This is a genomic window from Bradyrhizobium sp. SOJA106, assembly GCF_059448745.1.
The window spans coordinates 4,906,596-4,924,348 of record NZ_CM182549.1 but is presented as its reverse complement, the minus strand read 5'-3'; the positions used below and the strand labels follow the sequence as shown (position 1 = coordinate 4,924,348).

At 64.4% G+C, this 17,753-nt stretch carries 17 protein-coding genes and 1 tRNA gene; 12 read left to right on the top strand and 6 right to left on the bottom strand.

Annotated elements, in window-relative coordinates; all coding sequences use genetic code 11:
* Positions 1 to 39: 39 nt before the first annotated feature.
* From pepT to AC5V87_RS22760, 6 genes are all read right to left on the bottom strand, one after another.
* The gene (pepT, locus tag AC5V87_RS22785) at positions 40 to 1,290 is read right to left on the bottom strand and encodes a peptidase T (protein WP_495367808.1); all 1,251 of its coding nucleotides are present in this window, start codon (positions 1,288 to 1,290) and stop codon (positions 40 to 42) included.
* Positions 1,291 to 1,395: 105 nt separating this feature from the next.
* Positions 1,396 to 1,710, bottom strand: a complete 315-nt coding sequence (locus AC5V87_RS22780; RefSeq protein ID WP_495367807.1) for an HU family DNA-binding protein — start codon at positions 1,708 to 1,710, stop codon at positions 1,396 to 1,398.
* A gap of 204 nt (positions 1,711 to 1,914) precedes the next feature.
* A tRNA-Asp gene (locus AC5V87_RS22775) sits at positions 1,915 to 1,991 on the bottom strand.
* A gap of 159 nt (positions 1,992 to 2,150) precedes the next feature.
* Positions 2,151 to 2,354, bottom strand: coding sequence for a hypothetical protein (locus AC5V87_RS22770; protein ID WP_495367806.1), 204 nt, complete (start codon positions 2,352 to 2,354; stop codon positions 2,151 to 2,153).
* A 142-nt stretch (positions 2,355 to 2,496) separates the two neighbouring features.
* Positions 2,497 to 3,792, bottom strand: a complete 1,296-nt coding sequence (locus tag AC5V87_RS22765; protein WP_456838182.1) for a spinster family MFS transporter — start codon at positions 3,790 to 3,792, stop codon at positions 2,497 to 2,499.
* 52 nt (positions 3,793 to 3,844) lie between these two features.
* Positions 3,845 to 5,041, bottom strand: a complete 1,197-nt coding sequence (locus AC5V87_RS22760) for a Rieske 2Fe-2S domain-containing protein (RefSeq protein WP_495367805.1) — start codon at positions 5,039 to 5,041, stop codon at positions 3,845 to 3,847.
* A 191-nt stretch (positions 5,042 to 5,232) separates the two neighbouring features.
* On the opposite strand from AC5V87_RS22760, the gene AC5V87_RS22755 reads away from it, so the two are divergent.
* The 12 genes from AC5V87_RS22755 to nuoG all read left to right on the top strand — a co-directional run bounded on the left by AC5V87_RS22755 (position 5,233) and on the right by nuoG (position 17,748).
* On the top strand, positions 5,233 to 5,748 hold the full coding sequence (locus AC5V87_RS22755) for a MarR family winged helix-turn-helix transcriptional regulator (RefSeq protein ID WP_456838184.1): 516 nt from the start codon (positions 5,233 to 5,235) through the stop codon (positions 5,746 to 5,748).
* 175 nt (positions 5,749 to 5,923) lie between these two features.
* Positions 5,924 to 8,173 carry a TonB-dependent siderophore receptor gene (locus AC5V87_RS22750; protein WP_495367804.1) on the top strand — a complete coding sequence of 750 codons (2,250 nt, stop codon included), beginning with the start codon at positions 5,924 to 5,926 and terminating at the stop codon, positions 8,171 to 8,173.
* 16 nt (positions 8,174 to 8,189) lie between these two features.
* The gene (locus AC5V87_RS22745) at positions 8,190 to 9,326 is read left to right on the top strand and encodes a PepSY-associated TM helix domain-containing protein (RefSeq protein WP_495367803.1); all 1,137 of its coding nucleotides are present in this window, start codon (positions 8,190 to 8,192) and stop codon (positions 9,324 to 9,326) included.
* A 444-nt stretch (positions 9,327 to 9,770) separates the two neighbouring features.
* Entirely contained in the window at positions 9,771 to 10,136 is a 366-nt protein-coding gene (locus tag AC5V87_RS22740; RefSeq protein ID WP_008136158.1) for an NADH-quinone oxidoreductase subunit A, read from the top strand.
* The gene (locus AC5V87_RS22735; protein ID WP_456838187.1) at positions 10,127 to 10,714 is read left to right on the top strand and encodes a NuoB/complex I 20 kDa subunit family protein; all 588 of its coding nucleotides are present in this window, start codon (positions 10,127 to 10,129) and stop codon (positions 10,712 to 10,714) included. Before AC5V87_RS22740 ends, AC5V87_RS22735 begins: the two co-directional genes overlap by 10 nt.
* An 11-nt stretch (positions 10,715 to 10,725) precedes the next feature.
* Complete coding sequence (locus AC5V87_RS22730) at positions 10,726 to 11,337, top strand: NADH-quinone oxidoreductase subunit C (protein WP_495367802.1); 612 nt, start codon at positions 10,726 to 10,728, stop codon at positions 11,335 to 11,337.
* A 2-nt stretch (positions 11,338 to 11,339) separates the two neighbouring features.
* Complete coding sequence (locus AC5V87_RS22725) at positions 11,340 to 12,536, top strand: NADH-quinone oxidoreductase subunit D (protein WP_456838189.1); 1,197 nt, start codon at positions 11,340 to 11,342, stop codon at positions 12,534 to 12,536.
* Positions 12,536 to 13,498 (top strand): FkbM family methyltransferase, encoded by a 963-nt coding sequence (locus tag AC5V87_RS22720; protein ID WP_495367801.1) that lies wholly within the window; start codon positions 12,536 to 12,538, stop codon positions 13,496 to 13,498. Before AC5V87_RS22725 ends, AC5V87_RS22720 begins: the two co-directional genes overlap by 1 nt.
* A 10-nt stretch (positions 13,499 to 13,508) precedes the next feature.
* Entirely contained in the window at positions 13,509 to 14,120 is a 612-nt protein-coding gene (gene nuoE / locus AC5V87_RS22715; RefSeq protein ID WP_235546093.1) for an NADH-quinone oxidoreductase subunit NuoE, read from the top strand.
* Entirely contained in the window at positions 14,120 to 14,326 is a 207-nt protein-coding gene (locus tag AC5V87_RS22710; RefSeq protein ID WP_456838190.1) for a hypothetical protein, read from the top strand. The genes nuoE and AC5V87_RS22710 overlap by 1 nt, the downstream gene beginning before the upstream one ends.
* Positions 14,327 to 14,341: 15 nt before the next feature.
* Positions 14,342 to 15,667 carry an NADH-quinone oxidoreductase subunit NuoF gene (gene nuoF, locus AC5V87_RS22705; protein WP_495367800.1) on the top strand — a complete coding sequence of 442 codons (1,326 nt, stop codon included), beginning with the start codon at positions 14,342 to 14,344 and terminating at the stop codon, positions 15,665 to 15,667.
* 5 nt (positions 15,668 to 15,672) lie between these two features.
* Positions 15,673 to 17,748, top strand: coding sequence for an NADH-quinone oxidoreductase subunit NuoG (nuoG, locus tag AC5V87_RS22700; RefSeq protein ID WP_495367799.1), 2,076 nt, complete (start codon positions 15,673 to 15,675; stop codon positions 17,746 to 17,748).
* Positions 17,749 to 17,753: the final 5 nt, after the last annotated feature.

Below are 17,753 nucleotides of genomic sequence, written 5' to 3'. Positions count from 1 at the left end.
GATGGCCGGGACCAGCCCGGCCATCATTGTCTCGAGAGGCTAAGCCTTCTCCTCCCAGATCATCGCCAGATGCACGATGGTCTGCACGGCCTTTTCCATGTCCTGCCGGCTCACCCATTCGAGGCGCGAGTGGAACGCGTGCTCGCCCGCAAAAATGTTGGGGCAGGGCAGGCCCATGAAGGACAGGCGCGAGCCGTCGGTGCCGCCACGGATCGCGGTGCGCATCGGGCGCAGGCCGGCGCGGCGGATCGCCTCGATGGCGTATTCGAGCACGTGCGGGTGACGGTCGATCACCTGCTTCATGTTGCGGTACTGCTCGCGCACCTCGAACGTGTAGGTCGAGCGCGGATAGTCCTTCATCACGTCCTTGACGATGCCCTCGAGCAGGGCCTCCTTCTCCTTCAGCCCTTCCTCGGTGAAATCGCGCACGATGAAGGACAGCGTCGCCTGCTCGAGCGCGCCGTCGATTCCGATCGGATGCAGGAAGCCCTGCTTGCCCGAGGTCGTCTCCGGCGAGCAGCCTTCCTTCGGCAAGCGCTCGACGATGGCGGCGGCGATCTTGATCGCGTGCTCCATCTTGCCCTTGGCGTAGCCGGGATGGGCGCTGACGCCGTTGATGGTGATGGTGGCGCCGTCGGCCGAGAAGGTCTCGTCCTCGACGCTGCCGGCGCTTTCGCCGTCCATGGTGTAGCCGAAATCGGCGCCAAGCTTCTTCAGGTCGACATTGTCGACGCCGCGGCCGATCTCCTCGTCCGGCGTGAACAGGATCTTGATGGTGCCGTGCTTCACGTCGGGGTTGTTCATGAAAAAATGCGCGGCATCCATGATCTCGGCGACCCCGGCCTTGTTGTCGGCGCCGAGCAGCGTGGTGCCGTCGGTGGTGATGATGTCGTTGCCGATCTGGTTCTTCAGCGCCGGGTGTTCGGCAAAGCGGATCACCTGGTTGGGGTCGCCCGGCAGCGTGATATCGCCGCCGCGGTAGTTCTTCACCATTTGCGGCTTGACGTCCTTGCCGGTGACGTCGGGCGAGGTGTCCATGTGCGAGCAGAAGCAGATCACCGGCACCTTCTTGTCGGTGTTGGCCGGGATCGTTGCGTAGACGTAACCGTACTCGTCCAGATGCGCGTCCGCGACGCCCATGGCCTTCAGCTCGGCGGCGAGCATGCGGCCGAGATCTTTCTGTTTCTCGGTCGAGGGCGAACTGGGGGATTCCGGATCGGACTGGGTGTCGATGGTGACGTAGCGCAGGAAGCGTTCGGTCACGGTATGCGTGAAGGTGAGAGAGGACATTTCTGGTCAACCGCCGGGTCTTTGGGGGAGTAGGCGGTATATCAGAAAAGCGGGCCTTGATGCGGCCGGTCGAGACGGGATCAGGCTTAACGAGACGTAAGCCGCTCAGATCGCCTCTTTCAGTTCCTTGACCGGGCGGAACGCGACCTTCTTGCTGGCCTTGATGTGGATGGCCTCGCCGGTGGCGGGATTGCGGCCGGTGCGGGCGGCGCGCTTGCGGACCTGGAGGATGCCGAGGCCGACGATGCGGACGCGATCGCCCTTCTTCAGGTGCTTGGTGATCAGCTCGACTATGTCGGTGAGGACGGCCTCAGCGCGCTTTTTCGACAGGTCCTGGCTCTCCGCAATATCGGCGGCAAGGTGCTTGAGCGTGATGGTGGCGGGGGCGGCAGCCTTCTTCGCCGAATCCTTCTTAGCCATGTCTGGCCTCCTCAACTGTCCAATGACAGGGAATTCCCGGAAAAGCCGACAACGCGTGGGGGATCCCTCCAAGTGTCGGAAGGCGTAGACGATTCGGACGCGAGCTGACTATGCCACGGGTTCCCGAAGGCGGCCGGCAACGGCCCGCGCAGCCGCGAAAGGCGTCAAGAAATTCGGGCCAAGGCTATGAAGGCATTGCCAAAATGGCGCGAGAGACGGGGCTCGAACCCGCGACCTCCGGCGTGACAGGCCGGCGCTCTAACCAACTGAGCTACTCCCGCGTGGCTCGCTGAACGCGCGCGGAACGAGGGGGGACTTAAAGGCGGGGCTTGGTGAAGTCAAGGACGTTGCGCTTCACCCGCCCATCTCGGCTAAGCATTGCTTTGGAAAACGAAAAAGCCGCCCTGCGGCGGCCATGGGTCAGCCCGAAACAGGGTGTCTCAGCGAATCTCCGCCCTGCCCGCGCTGGTCACCGCCACCGGCTTGCCGGCCTTGATCACGTGGGTGGACTGGGCGGTTTGGCTGTAATCGGCATTGGTGCGGGCTGCGATCCCGAAGCCGGCCACCAGGATACCAGCAACCAGCGCCACCACCACGATCTTCAGGTGGGTCGCACGATCAGCAGAGTGAATTGAGTGGTTCATCCGAGCCTCCCGACGGGCTTTGCCGCCGTCTATGGGCTCTTCTTCTAGGGATCATCTGTTTCCGGATGGTTTCGCGGGCTCCGCAAAATGGTTTCATGAATACGCCCGGTTGATTTCGCCGGGCTTGCGGCCCGCACCGTCCTTAGGCGGCTGCCCGGCCGATGTCGTGCCGGATCGTGCGCGCCGCCCAGATGAAGAGCAGGGCGCCGAGCGTCGTTGTCACCGCCGCCGAGAGCAGGGAATAGCGTACGGCGTCTGCGCCATAGCTGCCCTTGAGGGCGTCGTTGATCATGCCGACGGCGAGCGGGCCGACGCCCTGGCCGAAGCAGGTCGCGGTGAGCGCAATGAGGGCGGAGGCCAGTGCCCGCATGCTGGGCTTGGCCACGGTCTGCGCGATCGCGAAGATCGGGCCGAGATGGAAGCCGACCAGGAACGAGGTCAGCGCAAGCGTGGCGACCATCATCGAAAAATCCTGCGTTAGCATGCACAGCGCGAACACCGGGCCGGCTAGCCCTGAGGTGATCGCGGGGGCCCACAGCTTCCAGCGGTCGTCACGATGACTGACTTGCGCCACCACGAAGCCGCCGAGCAGGGTGCCGGCCATGCCCGCGAGCCCCTTGAAGGTGCCGGCATACGTGCCGATCTCGGTGCTCGACAGGTGATGCACACGGGCGAGGAACGGCGGGATCCAGGCCGCTGTGGCATAGTTCGTGTAGGTCGTGAGGCAAAAGCCGATCAGCACGATCACGAAACTCTGCTGTGAGGCCAGGAAGCGCAGCGTTGGCCCGAGCGGCTCGGGCACAAAATTCTCCTGCATCGCGCCACGCTTCGGCTCGGAGATCGTCAGCCATAGGATGATCGCGAGCAGGATGCCGGGCAGGCCCGCGACATAGAATGCCGTCCGCCAGCCATAGTGCTGGTTGACGTAGCCGCCGACGAAATAGCCGAGGAAGACGCCGAGATAGGTGCCGATGGCGTAGATGCCGAGCGCGCGCGGACGCTCGTTCTTGGCGAAGAGATCGGCGACGATCGATTGCGAGGCGGGGGAGCCCGCGGATTCGCCGATGCCGACGCCGATGCGGGCGAGCGCCAGCGAGGTCACGCTGGTGGCCGCGCCGCACAGCGCCGTCATCGCGCTCCAGAACGCGAAGGCCATCGCAATGATGTTGCGCCGGTTGAGCCGGTCGGCGACACGCGCGATGGGGATGCCGAGCAGGGAATAGAACAGCGCGAACCCGAAGCCCGCGAGCAGGCCCATCATGGTGTCGCTGAGGGCAAACTCCTTCTTGATCGGCTCGATCAGGACGTTGAAGATCGTGCGGTCGAGGAAGTTCAGCGCGTAGATGATGGTGAGCAGCCCCAGCACGTAATAGCGACGTGCCGAGGGCTTTGCCGTGACGGCCGTTCGCACCGACATCTGTGACGTCACATCGACCATCGCTTCCCCCAATCTGTCTTCGTTATCGTTGTCGGTCCACTCTCAAGGGCTGCTAAGTCGAGCCTTCGCGGATGTAATTCCCCGCTTCGAATTCGATCGGAGGCGCACTTTTGTCGAAGGAGACACCGATCGGATCGCGGCCCACTTCCATCGCCTCCAATTGTTCGGTCAGCATGCGGCGGAGCATCAGGATGCCGCGGTCGCTCTGGCCGAAATGCTCCTCGGAGTGGACCGTGACCTCGCCCTGGCCGACCTGGGCTTCATAATCGCCCGGGAATTGCTGATGCTCTTCCTCGGTCATGTCCCACCAGAATTTGCCGTTGAATTTTGAGCGCATGCGGCTGATCTCGCCTGATGCCTTGACGCGTCCGGCGACGTAGATGCGGAACGACGTGTCGTCGATCGGTAGCACCCAGCCGATCGACTCGACGCGCGCGAACTGCGCGACGCGCGGGTTCGGCACCACGCGCAGCGTCGGCAATGCGGCCTCGCTGACGCGGTAGAAGATCTTGCCGCCGTCCTGCTTGCGCTCGGAGCGCACGAGGACGCCGCGTGGCGATGTCTCGAACTTCACCTCCGGAATGGACGCCATCATCTTGGTGAATTGCGGGCCCGAGAACGAGCCGTGCAGCACCGGCACGTGGTAGGGGTCGACCACGTTCTCGAAATGCTGGAGCCAGTTGCAGGGGATGATGGCAGGTCCGCCGCCGCCGATCGATGAGTCATCCGCCTCCACGAACTCGCCGTCATCCATGTTCTCGAGGCACTCGTAGGCCGGCAGCACCGGGCGTTTCTCGGCCGGCCCCATATAAGCGAAGATCAGCCCGTAGCGCTCCTCGACCGGATACCAGGGCTGGCGCACCTTGTCCTTGAACTGGCCGCCCTGGGGCTCGCAGGGCTGCTCGAGGCAATGGCCTTCGCTGTCGAACTTCCAGCCGTGATAGCAGCAGCGGATGCCGTCGTCCTCGACCTTGCCGTAGTAGAGCGTGGTGCCGCGGTGGCAGCAGCGGGCGTGCAAGAGGCCGGCGCGGCCGTGCTTGTCGCGGAACAGCACCAGGTCCTCGCCCAGCGCGCGCACCTTCTTCGGTGTGCCGGTGGCGTCACCGACGAGCCCGACCGGATGCCAGTAGCGGCGCAGCAGCTCGCCCATCGGGGTGCCGCGCGCGACCGACGTGAGCTCGGTGCGCGTGTGCGCCGGCTTCATCGCATAGGCCGTGCCGAGATCGCGATCCCGCTGGGTCATGGTCATGCTGGTCCTCCCGCCGCCGGCCTTGTTCGTCCGGTCAATTCGTCACTTGACCCAGTGAAAGACAATTCGATGACAATGTCAACGATCGTCTAGAGTGCCTCTTAGTTGCATTCGGTCGGGTTACGGAGGTTGCGCTACCAAAGCTCGGCCGAGACTTGGCACGCCCTGGCTTTCTTGGCAGAGGTGGGATCATGAGCCAGACATTGGGCAGGGCCGGACGCGCGTCGTCCGATGCGGATGAAAGCCACTCGCCGGCGCCGATCACCGCGATGCTGTCGTCGCGGCTGATGGTGCTCGCCAACCTGCTCAAGCGCGGCGCCATCCTGCGCTACAAGCGCCTCACCGGATTGTCCTCGGTCGAGTTCGGTCTCGTCGCCTCGCTCGGCCGCCGGCCGCCGATGAGCGTGGCGCGGCTCGCCGAGGCCGTCGGCCAGGACAAGGGCCAGATCAGCCGTGCGCTCGCCAATCTGTTGTCGCGCAAGCTGATCGCGAAATCGGCAAACCCGAAAGATAGCCGCGAGGTGCTGATCTCGCTGACCGCGGCAGGCCTCGCCGCGCATGATGCGATCGTCGAAGGCGCGCAGGAGCGCAATCGGCAATTGCTGGAGCAGTTGAGTGCGAACGAGCTCGACACGCTGCTGGCGCAGATCGATCGCCTCACGGCCGCCGCCGAGAAGATGCTCGAAGCTGAAAAGGGAGCGCGCTGAGCGCGCAGAAACATCCGGAAACGCTGGAACCGGATTGGATTCTTTCTAAGAACTTTTCAATTAGGGAATTCGCGCGCACTCACATAAGCGTCGCTGCAAACGCATGCTGCACGGGGATCGGCGGCATGACGCATCAAACATGCAGCTTCGGGGTGGCGCGTTGAACAGACTTGGAATGCTGCGGTCGGCCGTGTTGGCGACCGCATCCGCTTGGGTTTTGGTACCGCAGGGTTCGCACGCACAATCGTCCACGCAGAGTGGGGCGCAGAACCTGCCGCCGGTGACCGTTGCGGCACCGGAGCAGCGCCGCCGCGCGGCCGCGGCGCCCCAGCGCCGCGCGCCGCGATCGGTGCAGACCCCCAATCGAACCACTCCCCAGCCGCAGCGCAATGTCGGCGTCGTCGAGACGCCGAGCGGTCCGGTGCATGGCTATGTCGCGCGTCGCAGCTCGTCCGGCACCAAGACCAACACGCCGATCATGCAGACGCCGCAGTCGGTCTCCGTCATCGGCGCCGAGCAGATCCGCGACCAGAAGGCGAACAAGCTGGACGAAGTCCTGCGCTACACCGCCGGCGTACGCGCCGGCACCTTCGGCGCTGACACGCGCAACGATTGGTGGCTGATCCGTGGCTTCAAGTCTGACGACGTCGGCCTGTTCCTCGACGGCATGCAGCTGTTCTACACTTCTTATGCGAGCTGGAAGCTCCAGACGCCCAACATGGAGCGGGTCGAGGTATTACGCGGGCCGTCGGCGGTGCTCTACGGCGGATCGAGCCCGAGCGGCATCGTCAACGTCATCAGCAAGATGCCGCCAGCCGAGCCGATCCGCTATGTCGAGACCGGCGTGAACAATTTCGGCAACGCTTATGTCGGTTTCGATTTCGGCGGGCCGGTCGCGACGCAGCCGCTAGACGGCAAGCTGTTCTACCGCGTCGTCGGCCAGGTCCAGAACGGTCCGACGCAGGTCAACTTCACGCCCGACAACAACTACTTCATTGCGCCATCCTTCACCTGGAAGCCGGATGCCGATACGACGTTCACGGTGCTGGCCTCGGCCTCGCGGCAGGAGACGCGCGGCATCAACTTCCTGCCCTATCAGGGCACGGTGACCAGCGCGCCGTTCGGCAAGATCCCGACCAGCTTCTTCATAGGCGATCCCAGCGTCGACAAGTTCACGCGCGAGCAGGAGATGCTCGGCTACCAGTTCGAGCGCAATCTCACCGACGACCTCACGTTCCGCCAGAATGCCCGCTTTGCGCATGTCGACGTGACTTATCGCGGCTACGTCGGCAACGGCTGGGACAACATCAACGCGGCCACGCTGGGCCGGTACAATTGGTATGCGAAGGATACCGCCAACCAGGGCAATCTCGACAACCAGCTGGAATACCGCTTCGGCACCGGTCCCGTGAAGCACACGATGCTGTTCGGCGTCGATTTGCGCGGCTACCAGATCGACGACTATCAGGCCTTCAACTTCGGCACGGTGCCCTCGATCAACGTGTTCAATCCGGTTTATGGCGTGAACGTCCCGATCACCGGCGCACCATTCCGCAACTTCCTGATCACGCAGAAGCAGGCCGGCACCTACGTGCAGGACCAGATGAACCTCGGCAACTTCACGCTGGTGCTGAGCGGCCGCAACGATTGGGTCGAGACCACGCAAGCCGCGCGTGACACGGGTGCGAATGTCGCTCAACGCGACGACAGCCGGTTCAGCGGACGCGCCGGATTGATCTACAATTTCGACAACGGTATCGCGCCCTATATCTCCTATGCGACGAGTTACAATCCAGTCATCGGCCTGAATGCGAGCAACCAGCTGCTGCTTCCGGAGACCGGCAAGCAGGCTGAAATCGGCGTCAAGGTCGCACCGAAGGGATTTGACGGCTACTTTACCGCCTCGTTCTTCGACCTGAAGCGCCAGAACGCGCTGACGACCGATCCGGCGAACCCGTTGCTGCAGAACCAGACCGGCGAGGTGACCTCGCGCGGCATCGAGCTCGAAGCAGTGGCCAATGCCACCCGGGAGCTGAAGCTGATCGGTGCCTTCACGGCCTATCACCTGTTCGCCAGCAGGGATCTCGACCCATCGCTGGTCGGCAAGACGCCGACCAACACGCCGGAGCTGCTGGTCTCGGGATGGGCGGACTACACTTTCAAGGACGGACCGCTCGAAGGATTTGGTTTCGGCGGTGGCGTTCGCTATGTCGGCTCCTCCTGGGCCGACGCCGCCAACACGCTCGAGGTTCCCGCGGTCGTGCTCGGCGATCTCGCGCTTCATTACGAATGGCAGAACTGGCGTACGGCTCTCAACGTGATCAATCTGACCGACAAGATCTACGTCGCGAGTTGCGCGACAGCGACGTCCTGCTTCTACGGCGACCGCCGGCGCGTCACCGCCAGCGTGTCCTACAAATGGTAGGCGAGGGGAGGACGGCGTGAAGGCGCGCACGGTCAGGCTCTGGTCCGTGGTCCACACCTGGACCAGCCTGATCTCGACCATCTTCCTGCTGCTGCTCTGCCTGACCGGCCTGCCGCTGATCTTCCATCACGAGATCGATGAGCTCCTGGGCTATGCCCCCCGGCCCGAGGCTCATGCGGGCGCGGCGCGCGCGACGACGCAAGCCGTCGCCGATGCCGCGCTCGCCGCCGATCCCGGCCGCGTGCTGCAATATATCTCCTGGGACAAGGACGAGCCCGGGATCGTCACCGCCTTCACCAACAGCGCCGTCGACGGGCTGCCTGATAACGCGACGGTGCGCGCCTTCGATGCGGTCTCGACAAAACTGCTCGGGCCGGTCGGCGTCGGGCCGATGCTGATCATGCTCAAGCTGCACACCGACATGTTTGCCGGCCAGCCGGGCAAGCTGTTCCTCGGCGGGATGGGCCTGTTGTTCGCGATCGCCATCGTCTCCGGCGTGGTGCTGTACTGGCCGTTCACCCGCCGCCTGCGCTTTGCCACCATTCGTGACAGCGCCTCGCGCCGCGTCCGCTGGCTCGACTGGCACAATTTGATCGGGGTGGTGACGATCGCCTGGGCGCTGATAGTGGGCCTGACCGGCGTCGTCAACACCTGGGCCGAGCTGATGCTCAATCAATGGAAGGCGACCGAGCTCGCCAGCATGGTCGCGCCCTATGCCGGCAAGCCGCCGCCGACGCATCTGGCCTCGCTCGACGATGTCGTTGCGCGCGCCAGGCAGACCGCGCCCGGCATGGAGGTCGCCTTCATCGCGTTTCCGGGCACGCCCTTCACCTCGTCGCATCATTTCGCCGCGTTCATGCGCGGCGACACCGCGCTGACGGCGCGGCTGCTCAAGCCGGTGCTGCTCGATGGCGAGACCGCGGAGGTCGCCGATGCCCGTGCGCTGCCGCTCTATCTCCAGGCGCTGCTGATCTCGCAGCCGCTGCATTTCGGCGACTATGGCGGGATGCCGCTCAAGGTGATCTGGGCCGCGCTCGACCTGCTCACCATCGTTGTGATCGGCAGCGGCCTCTATCTCTGGATGGCGCGCCGGCGCAAGCGCGCGGCTGCGAAGTCCGACGCATTCGCCAGACGAGCCCCGGTCCCGTCGTGATGCATGGCTCCTCTGACCGTTCGCGGCTGTGGATACGTGTCTTTGCTGCACCTATCCTGCTCGCGGCCGCCACCATCACCGGCCTCTTGGCCGCGCTGCTCTGGGGCGAGCCTGGCCAATATGTCGCCTGGGTGACGGTGGGGGCGCCTGTCTTCGTTGTAAGCTGGATTTTGCTGCGTCGCCGCCTAAATAAAGTGAGCCGTTCCAACAGCGGACGTCACCGCCGAGCGCGCGTGAACTGATCGGGATCGCTCTTGCTGGGGCGGTCGATCTGCTCCATACCAGCCGCGGGGTGATTCCGGGGTTGCCGCCGTTCAGGGGGCGGCAAAAGGGCCTAAATCGAGCGTGTCTTGCGCCCATTGGTGCACTGCGCTAAGGCTCAGAATAATTCCAAATCGGACGAATCCGTGGCTGTCCCGAGGCTGCGGGAAAAAGGGCTCGTCAATGAGCGGCATCTTGCAGAACTATCTTCCACTCGTCGTTTTTATAGGGGTAGCGGGCCTGATCGGCCTGGTGCTGCTGATCGCGCCCTTCATCGTGGCGTTCCAGCAGCCGGACCCGGAAAAGCTGTCGGCCTATGAGTGCGGTTTCAACGCCTTTGACGACGCGCGCATGAAGTTCGACGTGCGCTTCTATCTGGTCGCCATCCTCTTCATCATCTTCGACCTCGAGGTGGCGTTCCTGTTTCCCTGGGCGGTGGCATTCGGCAAGCTTGGCGCGACCGGCTTCTGGTCCATGGTGGTGTTCCTCGCCGTGCTGACGGTCGGGTTCGCCTATGAATGGAAGAAAGGGGCACTCGAATGGGATTGAACCCTGCATCGTCCACCGGTCCGGTCGTCGCGCCGGCCCCCAAGGGCATTCTGGATCCGTCGACCGGCAAGCCGGTCGGGGCCAATGATCCGTTCTTCCTCGAGGTCAATCACGAGCTGTCCGACAAGGGCTTCTTCGTGGCCGCGACCGACGACCTCATCACCTGGGCCCGCACGGGTTCCCTGATGTGGATGACCTTCGGTCTCGCCTGCTGCGCCGTCGAGATGATGCAGGTGTCGATGCCGCGCTACGACGTCGAGCGTTTCGGCTTCGCCCCGCGTGCCTCGCCGCGCCAGTCCGACGTGATGATCGTCGCCGGCACCCTGACCAACAAGATGGCGCCGGCCCTGCGCAAGGTCTACGACCAGATGCCCGAGCCGCGCTACGTCATCTCGATGGGCTCCTGCGCCAATGGCGGCGGCTACTATCACTATTCCTACTCGGTCGTGCGCGGCTGCGACCGCATCGTGCCGATCGACATCTACGTGCCGGGCTGCCCGCCCACGGCGGAAGCGCTGCTCTACGGCGTGCTGCTGCTCCAGAAGAAGATCCGGCGCACCGGCACCATCGAACGCTAAGGTTTTACGTCATGGACGACGGCAAGCTCGACGCCCTTGGGCAAACGATCGTTAGCGCGCTTCCGGGCGCCGCCACCGGTCACACGGTGGCCTTTAACCAGCTCACGGTTGATGTCGAGACCAGCAAGATCGTTGAGGTGGTGAGGCACCTCCGCGATGATCCGAGCTGCCGTTTCGTCAACATCACCGACATCACGGCGGTCGACTATCCGTCGCGCGAGAAGCGCTTCGACGTGATCTATCACTTCCTGTCACCGACCCTGAACACACGGATCCGGCTCCGCGTCGCTGCCGACGAGACCACGCAGGTGCCGTCGCTGATCGACGAATTTCCCGGCGCCGACTGGTTCGAGCGCGAGGCCTACGACCTCTACGGCGTGTTCTTCGTCGGCCATCCCGACATGCGCCGCATCCTCACCGATTACGGTTTCGAGGGTCATCCGCTGCGCAAGGATTTCCCGCTCACCGGCTTCGTCGAGGTCCGCTACGACGACCAGGAGAAGCGGGTGGTGTACGAGCCGGTCCGGCTCAACCAGGAATTCCGCAAGTTCGATTTCCTCTCGCCGTGGGAAGGGGCGGACTATCCGCTTCCCGGTGACGAGAAGGCAGGACCGAAGGCCTGATCATGAACGAGCAATCCGAACAGCTCCGTAATTTCACCATCAACTTCGGGCCGCAGCATCCGGCTGCGCACGGCGTGCTGCGCTTGGTTTTGGAGCTTGACGGCGAAGTCGTCGCCCGTGTCGATCCCCATATCGGACTGCTTCATCGCGGCACCGAGAAGCTGATCGAGCAGAAGACCTATCTGCAGGCGATTCCGTATTTCGACCGGCTCGATTACGTCGCGCCGATGAACCAGGAGCACGCCTTCTGCCTCGCCGCCGAAAAGCTGCTCGGCATCGAGGTGCCGCGCCGCGGCCAGCTGATCCGCGTGCTCTATTGCGAGATCGGCCGCATTCTCTCGCACCTTCTCAACGTCACCACGCAGGCGATGGACGTCGGCGCGCTGACCCCGCCGCTGTGGGGCTTCGAAGAGCGCGAGAAGCTGATGGTGTTCTACGAGCGTGCCTCCGGCAGCCGTATGCACGCGGCCTTCTTCCGCGTCGGCGGCGTGCATCAGGATTTGCCGCAGAAGCTGGTCGACGACATCGAGGCCTGGTGCGATCCGTTCCTGAAGGTCGTGGACGATCTCGACCGCCTGCTGACCGCCAACCGCATCTTCAAGCAGCGCAACGTCGACATCGGCGTCGTGCCGCTGAAGGAAGCCTGGGCATGGGGTTTCTCGGGCGTGATGGTGCGCGGTTCGGGCGCGGCCTGGGACCTGCGCAAGTCGCAGCCCTATGAGTGCTACGCCGAGATGGATTTCGACATTCCGATCGGCAAGAACGGCGACTGCTACGACCGCTATTTGATCCGCATGGAAGAGATGCGCCAGTCCGTGCGCATCATGAAGCAGTGCATCCAGAAGCTGAATGCGCCTGACGGCAAGGGCCCCGTCGTCGTCGCCGACAACAAGGTTGCACCGCCCCGGCGCGGCGAGATGAAGCGCTCGATGGAAGCGCTGATCCACCATTTCAAGCTCTACACCGAGGGCGTTCACGTGCCGGCCGGCGAGGTCTATGCCGCCGTCGAGGCGCCGAAGGGCGAGTTCGGCGTCTATCTGGTCTCCGACGGCACCAACAAGCCCTACAAGTGCAAGATCCGCGCGCCGGGCTTTGCCCATCTGCAGGCGATGGACCACATCTGCCGCGGCCATCTGCTCGCCGACGTCTCGGCGATCCTCGGCTCGCTCGACATCGTGTTCGGAGAGGTCGATCGGTGATGGCGCAGGCGCCAATCCAGTTTGACCGTGCCTCGGGGGCCCTTGAAGGGGCCAACCTGTGGGAGCGGACGGCTGCCTTGGCGCTGGTGACGGGATCGAAGATCTCCTCGCACTTCTCGCATATGGGCTACATCGCCTGCGCCAATCTGCTGCGAAAGACGCTGCCGGAACGCAACATCGCGATCCGGCTCAATCCCGATGCCGTGTTCGAGTTTCCCTACGGCGACGGCTATTGGAGCAAGCTGCTCAACCGCTCGTACAATTATGAAGACGAGCTCGAGCTGCTGTTCGCAGACAGCATCGACGTCGACTACACGCTGCTCGATTGCGGTGCCAATTACGGTTATTGGTCGGTGCTGGTGTCGAGCAAGCCGTTCGGTTCGCACAAGGCGATCGCGATCGAGCCGTCGGGGCAGAACTATCCGAAGCTCGCCAACAATGCCCTCATCAACGGCAATCGCTTCGAGACCATGAAGTGCGCGATCGGCGCCACGCGCGGCACCGCGCGGCTGTCAGGCACCAAGCACGAAGCCTTCAGCATTGCCGGCGATCCGTCTGATGGCGGCGAGGAAGTGCCTGTCATGGCGCTCGACAATCTGATCGACGACGGCAAGGTCGCAGGCATCGGCAAATACCTGATCAAGCTCGACGTCGAGGGCGTCGAGATCGAGGCGATCAAGGGCGGTGCCCGGCTGCTCGAGGCCGACAGCGTCATCATGTGCGAGGAGCACGGCAGCGACCGCTCGCATGCGGTGTCGCGCTACATCCTCGAACAGACCCCGCTGAAGCTGATCGTGTTCGATCCGCGCAGCAACCGCCTGGAGACCGTGACCGAGCTGTCGATCCTCGACCGCATCAAGGTCTCGACCCATGTCGGCTACAACGTTTTCGGCACCGCAAGCGCGTTCTGGCAGGACAGGATCAATGCCCTGAATGCCAAGAGCGCGCGCCGTATGCAGTGAGAGATAAGAGATGTCCGTTCGCCGATTAGCACCGAAGGAAGTCCAGCCCGCGAGCTTTGCGTTCACGGAGGAGAACCTCGCATTCGCCAGACAGCAGATCGCGAAATATCCCCCCGGCCGGCAAGCCTCCGCGGTGATTGCGATCCTCTGGCGCGTCCAGGAGCAGAACGAAGGCTGGGTCTCGGAGGCCGCCATTCGCGTGGTCGCCGACCTGCTCGACATGCCCTATATCCGCGTGCTGGAGGTTGCGACCTTCTACACGATGTTCCAGCTCGCGCCCGTCGGCAAGAAGGCCCACGTCCAGGTTTGCGGCACCACGCCGTGCCGCCTGCGTGGCGCCGAGGACCTCATCCACGTCTGCGAGCACCGCATCCATCACGAGCCCTTCCATCTCTCCAAGGACGGCAATTTCAGCTGGGAAGAGGTGGAGTGCCTGGGCGCCTGCGTGAACGCTCCGATGGTGCTGATCGGCAAGGACACTTACGAGGACCTGACCAAGGAGAGCTTCGGCAAGGTGCTCGACGGCTTCGCGTCGGGCAACCCGCCCAAGCCCGGTCCGCAGAACGGCCGCCAGTTCTCGGCGCCGATCACCGGACCGACCACGCTGAAGGAGATCACTTGATGCGTGATGTCTCGCAGCCTTCGGTGGAGGGGCGCGGTGCCATGAAGAAGTGGGGCTTCATCGCAATGCATGCCGCGGTGGCGGCTGCCTTCATCTTTCTCCTGCAACGCTTCAGCCTGAACGCGTCGCTGGAATCCAGTCTGCTCTGGGCGCTGACCTTCGCCGTCTGCGCCGCCGGGCTTGCCTACAAGCAAGCCAACCGTTGATCGGAAAGCGCTGAAATGCTCGAGGACAAGGACCGCATCTTCAAGAATCTCTACGGCCTCCACGATTGGGGGCTCGAGGGCGCGCGGCGCCGCGGCGCCTGGGATGGTACGAAGAATATCATCGACAAGGGCCGCGACTGGATCATCAATGAAATGAAGGCATCGGGCCTGCGCGGCCGCGGCGGCGCCGGCTTCCCGACCGGTCTGAAATGGTCCTTCATGCCGAAGGAATCCACCGACGGCCGTCCGAGCTATCTCGTCGTCAACGCCGACGAGTCCGAGCCCGGCACCTGCAAGGATCGCGAGATCTTGCGGCACGATCCGCATCTCCTGATCGAGGGTTGCCTGATCGCGAGCTGCGCGATGAACGCGCACACCTGCTACATCTATGTCCGCGGCGAGTTCATCCGCGAGCGCGAGCATCTTCAGGCCGCGATCGATCAGGCCTATGACGCCAAGCTGGTCGGCAAGGACAATGTCAACGGCTGGCCGTTCGACATTTACGTCGCCCATGGCGCCGGCGCTTACATCTGCGGCGAAGAGACCGCGCTGCTCGAAAGCCTCGAAGGCAAGAAGGGGCAGCCACGCCTGAAGCCGCCGTTCCCGGCCAATGTCGGCCTGTTCGGCTGCCCGACCACGGTCAACAATGTCGAGTCCATTGCAGTGGCTCCGGACATCCTGCGCCGCGGCGCGGCCTGGTTCGCCGGCATCGGCCGGCCGAACAATGTCGGCACCAAGCTGTTCTGCATCTCCGGCCATGTCGAGCGGCCGTGCAACGTCGAAGAGGCCATGGGCATTCCGTTCCGTGAGCTGATCGACAAGCATTGCGGCGGTATCCGTGGCGGCTGGGACAACCTCAAGGCCGTGATCCCCGGCGGCTCGTCGGTGCGCATGGTGCCGGCCGAGCAGATCATCGACACGCCGATGGATTTCGACTCCTTGAGCAAGCTGCGCTCGGGCCTCGGCACCGCGGCCGTGATCGTGATGGACAAGTCCACCGATCTGATCCGTGCCATCGCTCGCATTTCCTATTTCTACAAGCACGAGAGCTGCGGCCAGTGCACGCCGTGCCGCGAGGGCACGGGGTGGATGTGGCGCGTGCTGACCCGCATGGCCGAAGGCCGCGCCCACAAGCGCGAGATCGACATGCTGCTCGAAGTGACCAAGCAGGTCGAAGGCCACACCATCTGCGCGCTCGGCGACGCCGCGGCCTGGCCGATCCAGGGCCTGATCGCGCATTTCCGTCACGAGATCGAGGCGCGCATCGACCAGTATTCGCACAAGGCCGACATCGACGATATCGGCGTCCGCGATCCCGTGAACATGGTCGCGGCGGAGTAAGAGACATGACCAAGCTCATCATCGACGGCAAAGAGATCGACGTCCCCGCCGAGTACACGCTGCTTCAGGCGTGCGAGGCCGCCGGCGCCGAGATCCCGCGCTTCTGCTATCATGAGCGGCTGTCAATCGCCGGCAATTGCCGGATGTGCCTCGTCGAGGTGAAGGGTGGCCCGAAGCCGGTCGCCAGCTGCGCTTGGGGCGTGCGCGACTGCCGTCCAGGCCCGAAGGGCGAGCCGCCGGAGATTTCCACGCGTTCGCCCATGGTGAAGAAGGCACGCGAAGGCGTGATGGAATTCCTTCTGATCAACCATCCGCTGGATTGCCCGATCTGCGATCAGGGCGGCGAGTGCGATTTGCAGGACCAGGCGATGGGCTATGGTGTCGACACCGGCCGCTTCGCAGAGAACAAGCGTGCGGTCGAGGACAAATATCTCGGCGCGCTGGTCAAGACCTCGATGAACCGCTGCATCCAGTGCACGCGCTGCGTCCGCTTCTCGGCGGAAGTCGCCGGCGCGCCCGAGATGGGCGCCACCGGCCGCGGCGAGGACATGGAGATCACGACCTATCTCGAGCACGCGCTGACGTCGGAATTGCAGGGCAACCTCGTCGACATCTGCCCGGTCGGCGCGCTGACCTCGAAGCCCTATGCCTTCGCCGCGCGCCCGTGGGAGCTCGGCAAGACCCAGTCGATCGACGTCATGGACGGCCTCGGCTCTGCGATCCGCGTCGACACCCGCGGCCGCGAGGTGATGCGCGTATTGCCGCGCATCAACGAGGCCGTGAACGAGGAGTGGATCTCCGACAAGACCCGCCACATCGTCGACGGCCTGCGCACCCAGCGCCTCGACCGGCCCTATATCCGCGAGGCCGGCAAGCTGCGCGCGGCGAGCTGGCAGGAGGCCTTCGCCGCGATCGCCTCGAAGGCGGGCCGCACCGACGGCAAGCGCATCGGCGCGGTCGCCGGTGATCTGGCCGGCGTCGAGGAGATGTTCGCGCTCAAGGACCTGCTCGCCAAGTTCGGCTCGAGCAATATGGCGGTGCAGGGCGGCGACGCCTTCGATCCCGCGCTCGGCCGCGGCTGCTACATCTTCAATCCGACACTGGCCGGCGTCGAGCAGGCCGATGCGCTGCTCATCATCGGCGCCAATCCGCGGAAAGAGGCGGCGGTGTTCAACGCCCGCATCCGCAAGCGCTGGCGCGCCGGCGGCTTCAAGGTCGGCCTGATCGGCGCCAAGGCCGATCTCACTTACCACTATGACCATCTCGGCGCGGGCACTGACACGCTCGGCGAGCTTGCGGCCGGCAGGCACTCCTTCATGGACGTGCTGAAGAACGCCAAGAAGCCGATCATCCTGGTCGGCGCGGGCGCGGCCGCGCGCCACGACGGCGCCGCCATTCTCGCCGCCGCCGCCAAGCTCGCGCTCGACGTCGGCGCCGTGAAGGAGGGCTGGAACGGCTTTGGCGTGCTGCACGAGACCGCCTCGCGCGTCGGTGCGCTCGATATCGGCTTTGTCGCCGGCGAGGGCGACCTCAACGCCGCACAGATGACGACGTTCGGCACGCTCGACCTCTTGTTCCTGCTCGGTGCCGACGAGATCAAGGCGCCGGACGGCACCTTCGTCGTCTATATCGGCACTCACGGCGATCGCGGCGCGCATCGTGCCGACGTGATCCTGCCGGCCGCCGCCTATACCGAGAAGTCCGCGATCTACGTCAACACCGAAGGCCGCGTGCAGATGACGGGCCGGGCCGCGTTCCCGCCGGGCGAAGCCCGCGAGGACTGGGCGATCGTCCGCGCCCTGTCGGAGGCGCTCGGCAAGAAGCTCGGCTATGACTCGCTCGCCGCGCTTCGTCAGGAGATCTTCAAGGCGGTGCCGCATCTGATCCGGCTCGACCAGATCGAGGCCGGCTCTGCCGACCAAATCAAGAAGCTGGCCGGGAAGGGCGGCTCGCCCGAGAAGGCGCCGTTCAAGCCGCTGGTCGAGGACTTCTATTTGACCAACCCAATCGCGCGTGCGTCCGCCGTGATGGCGGAATGCTCGCGGCTTGCCTCCGGGCAGATGCTGACCGCAGCGGAGTGAGCGTG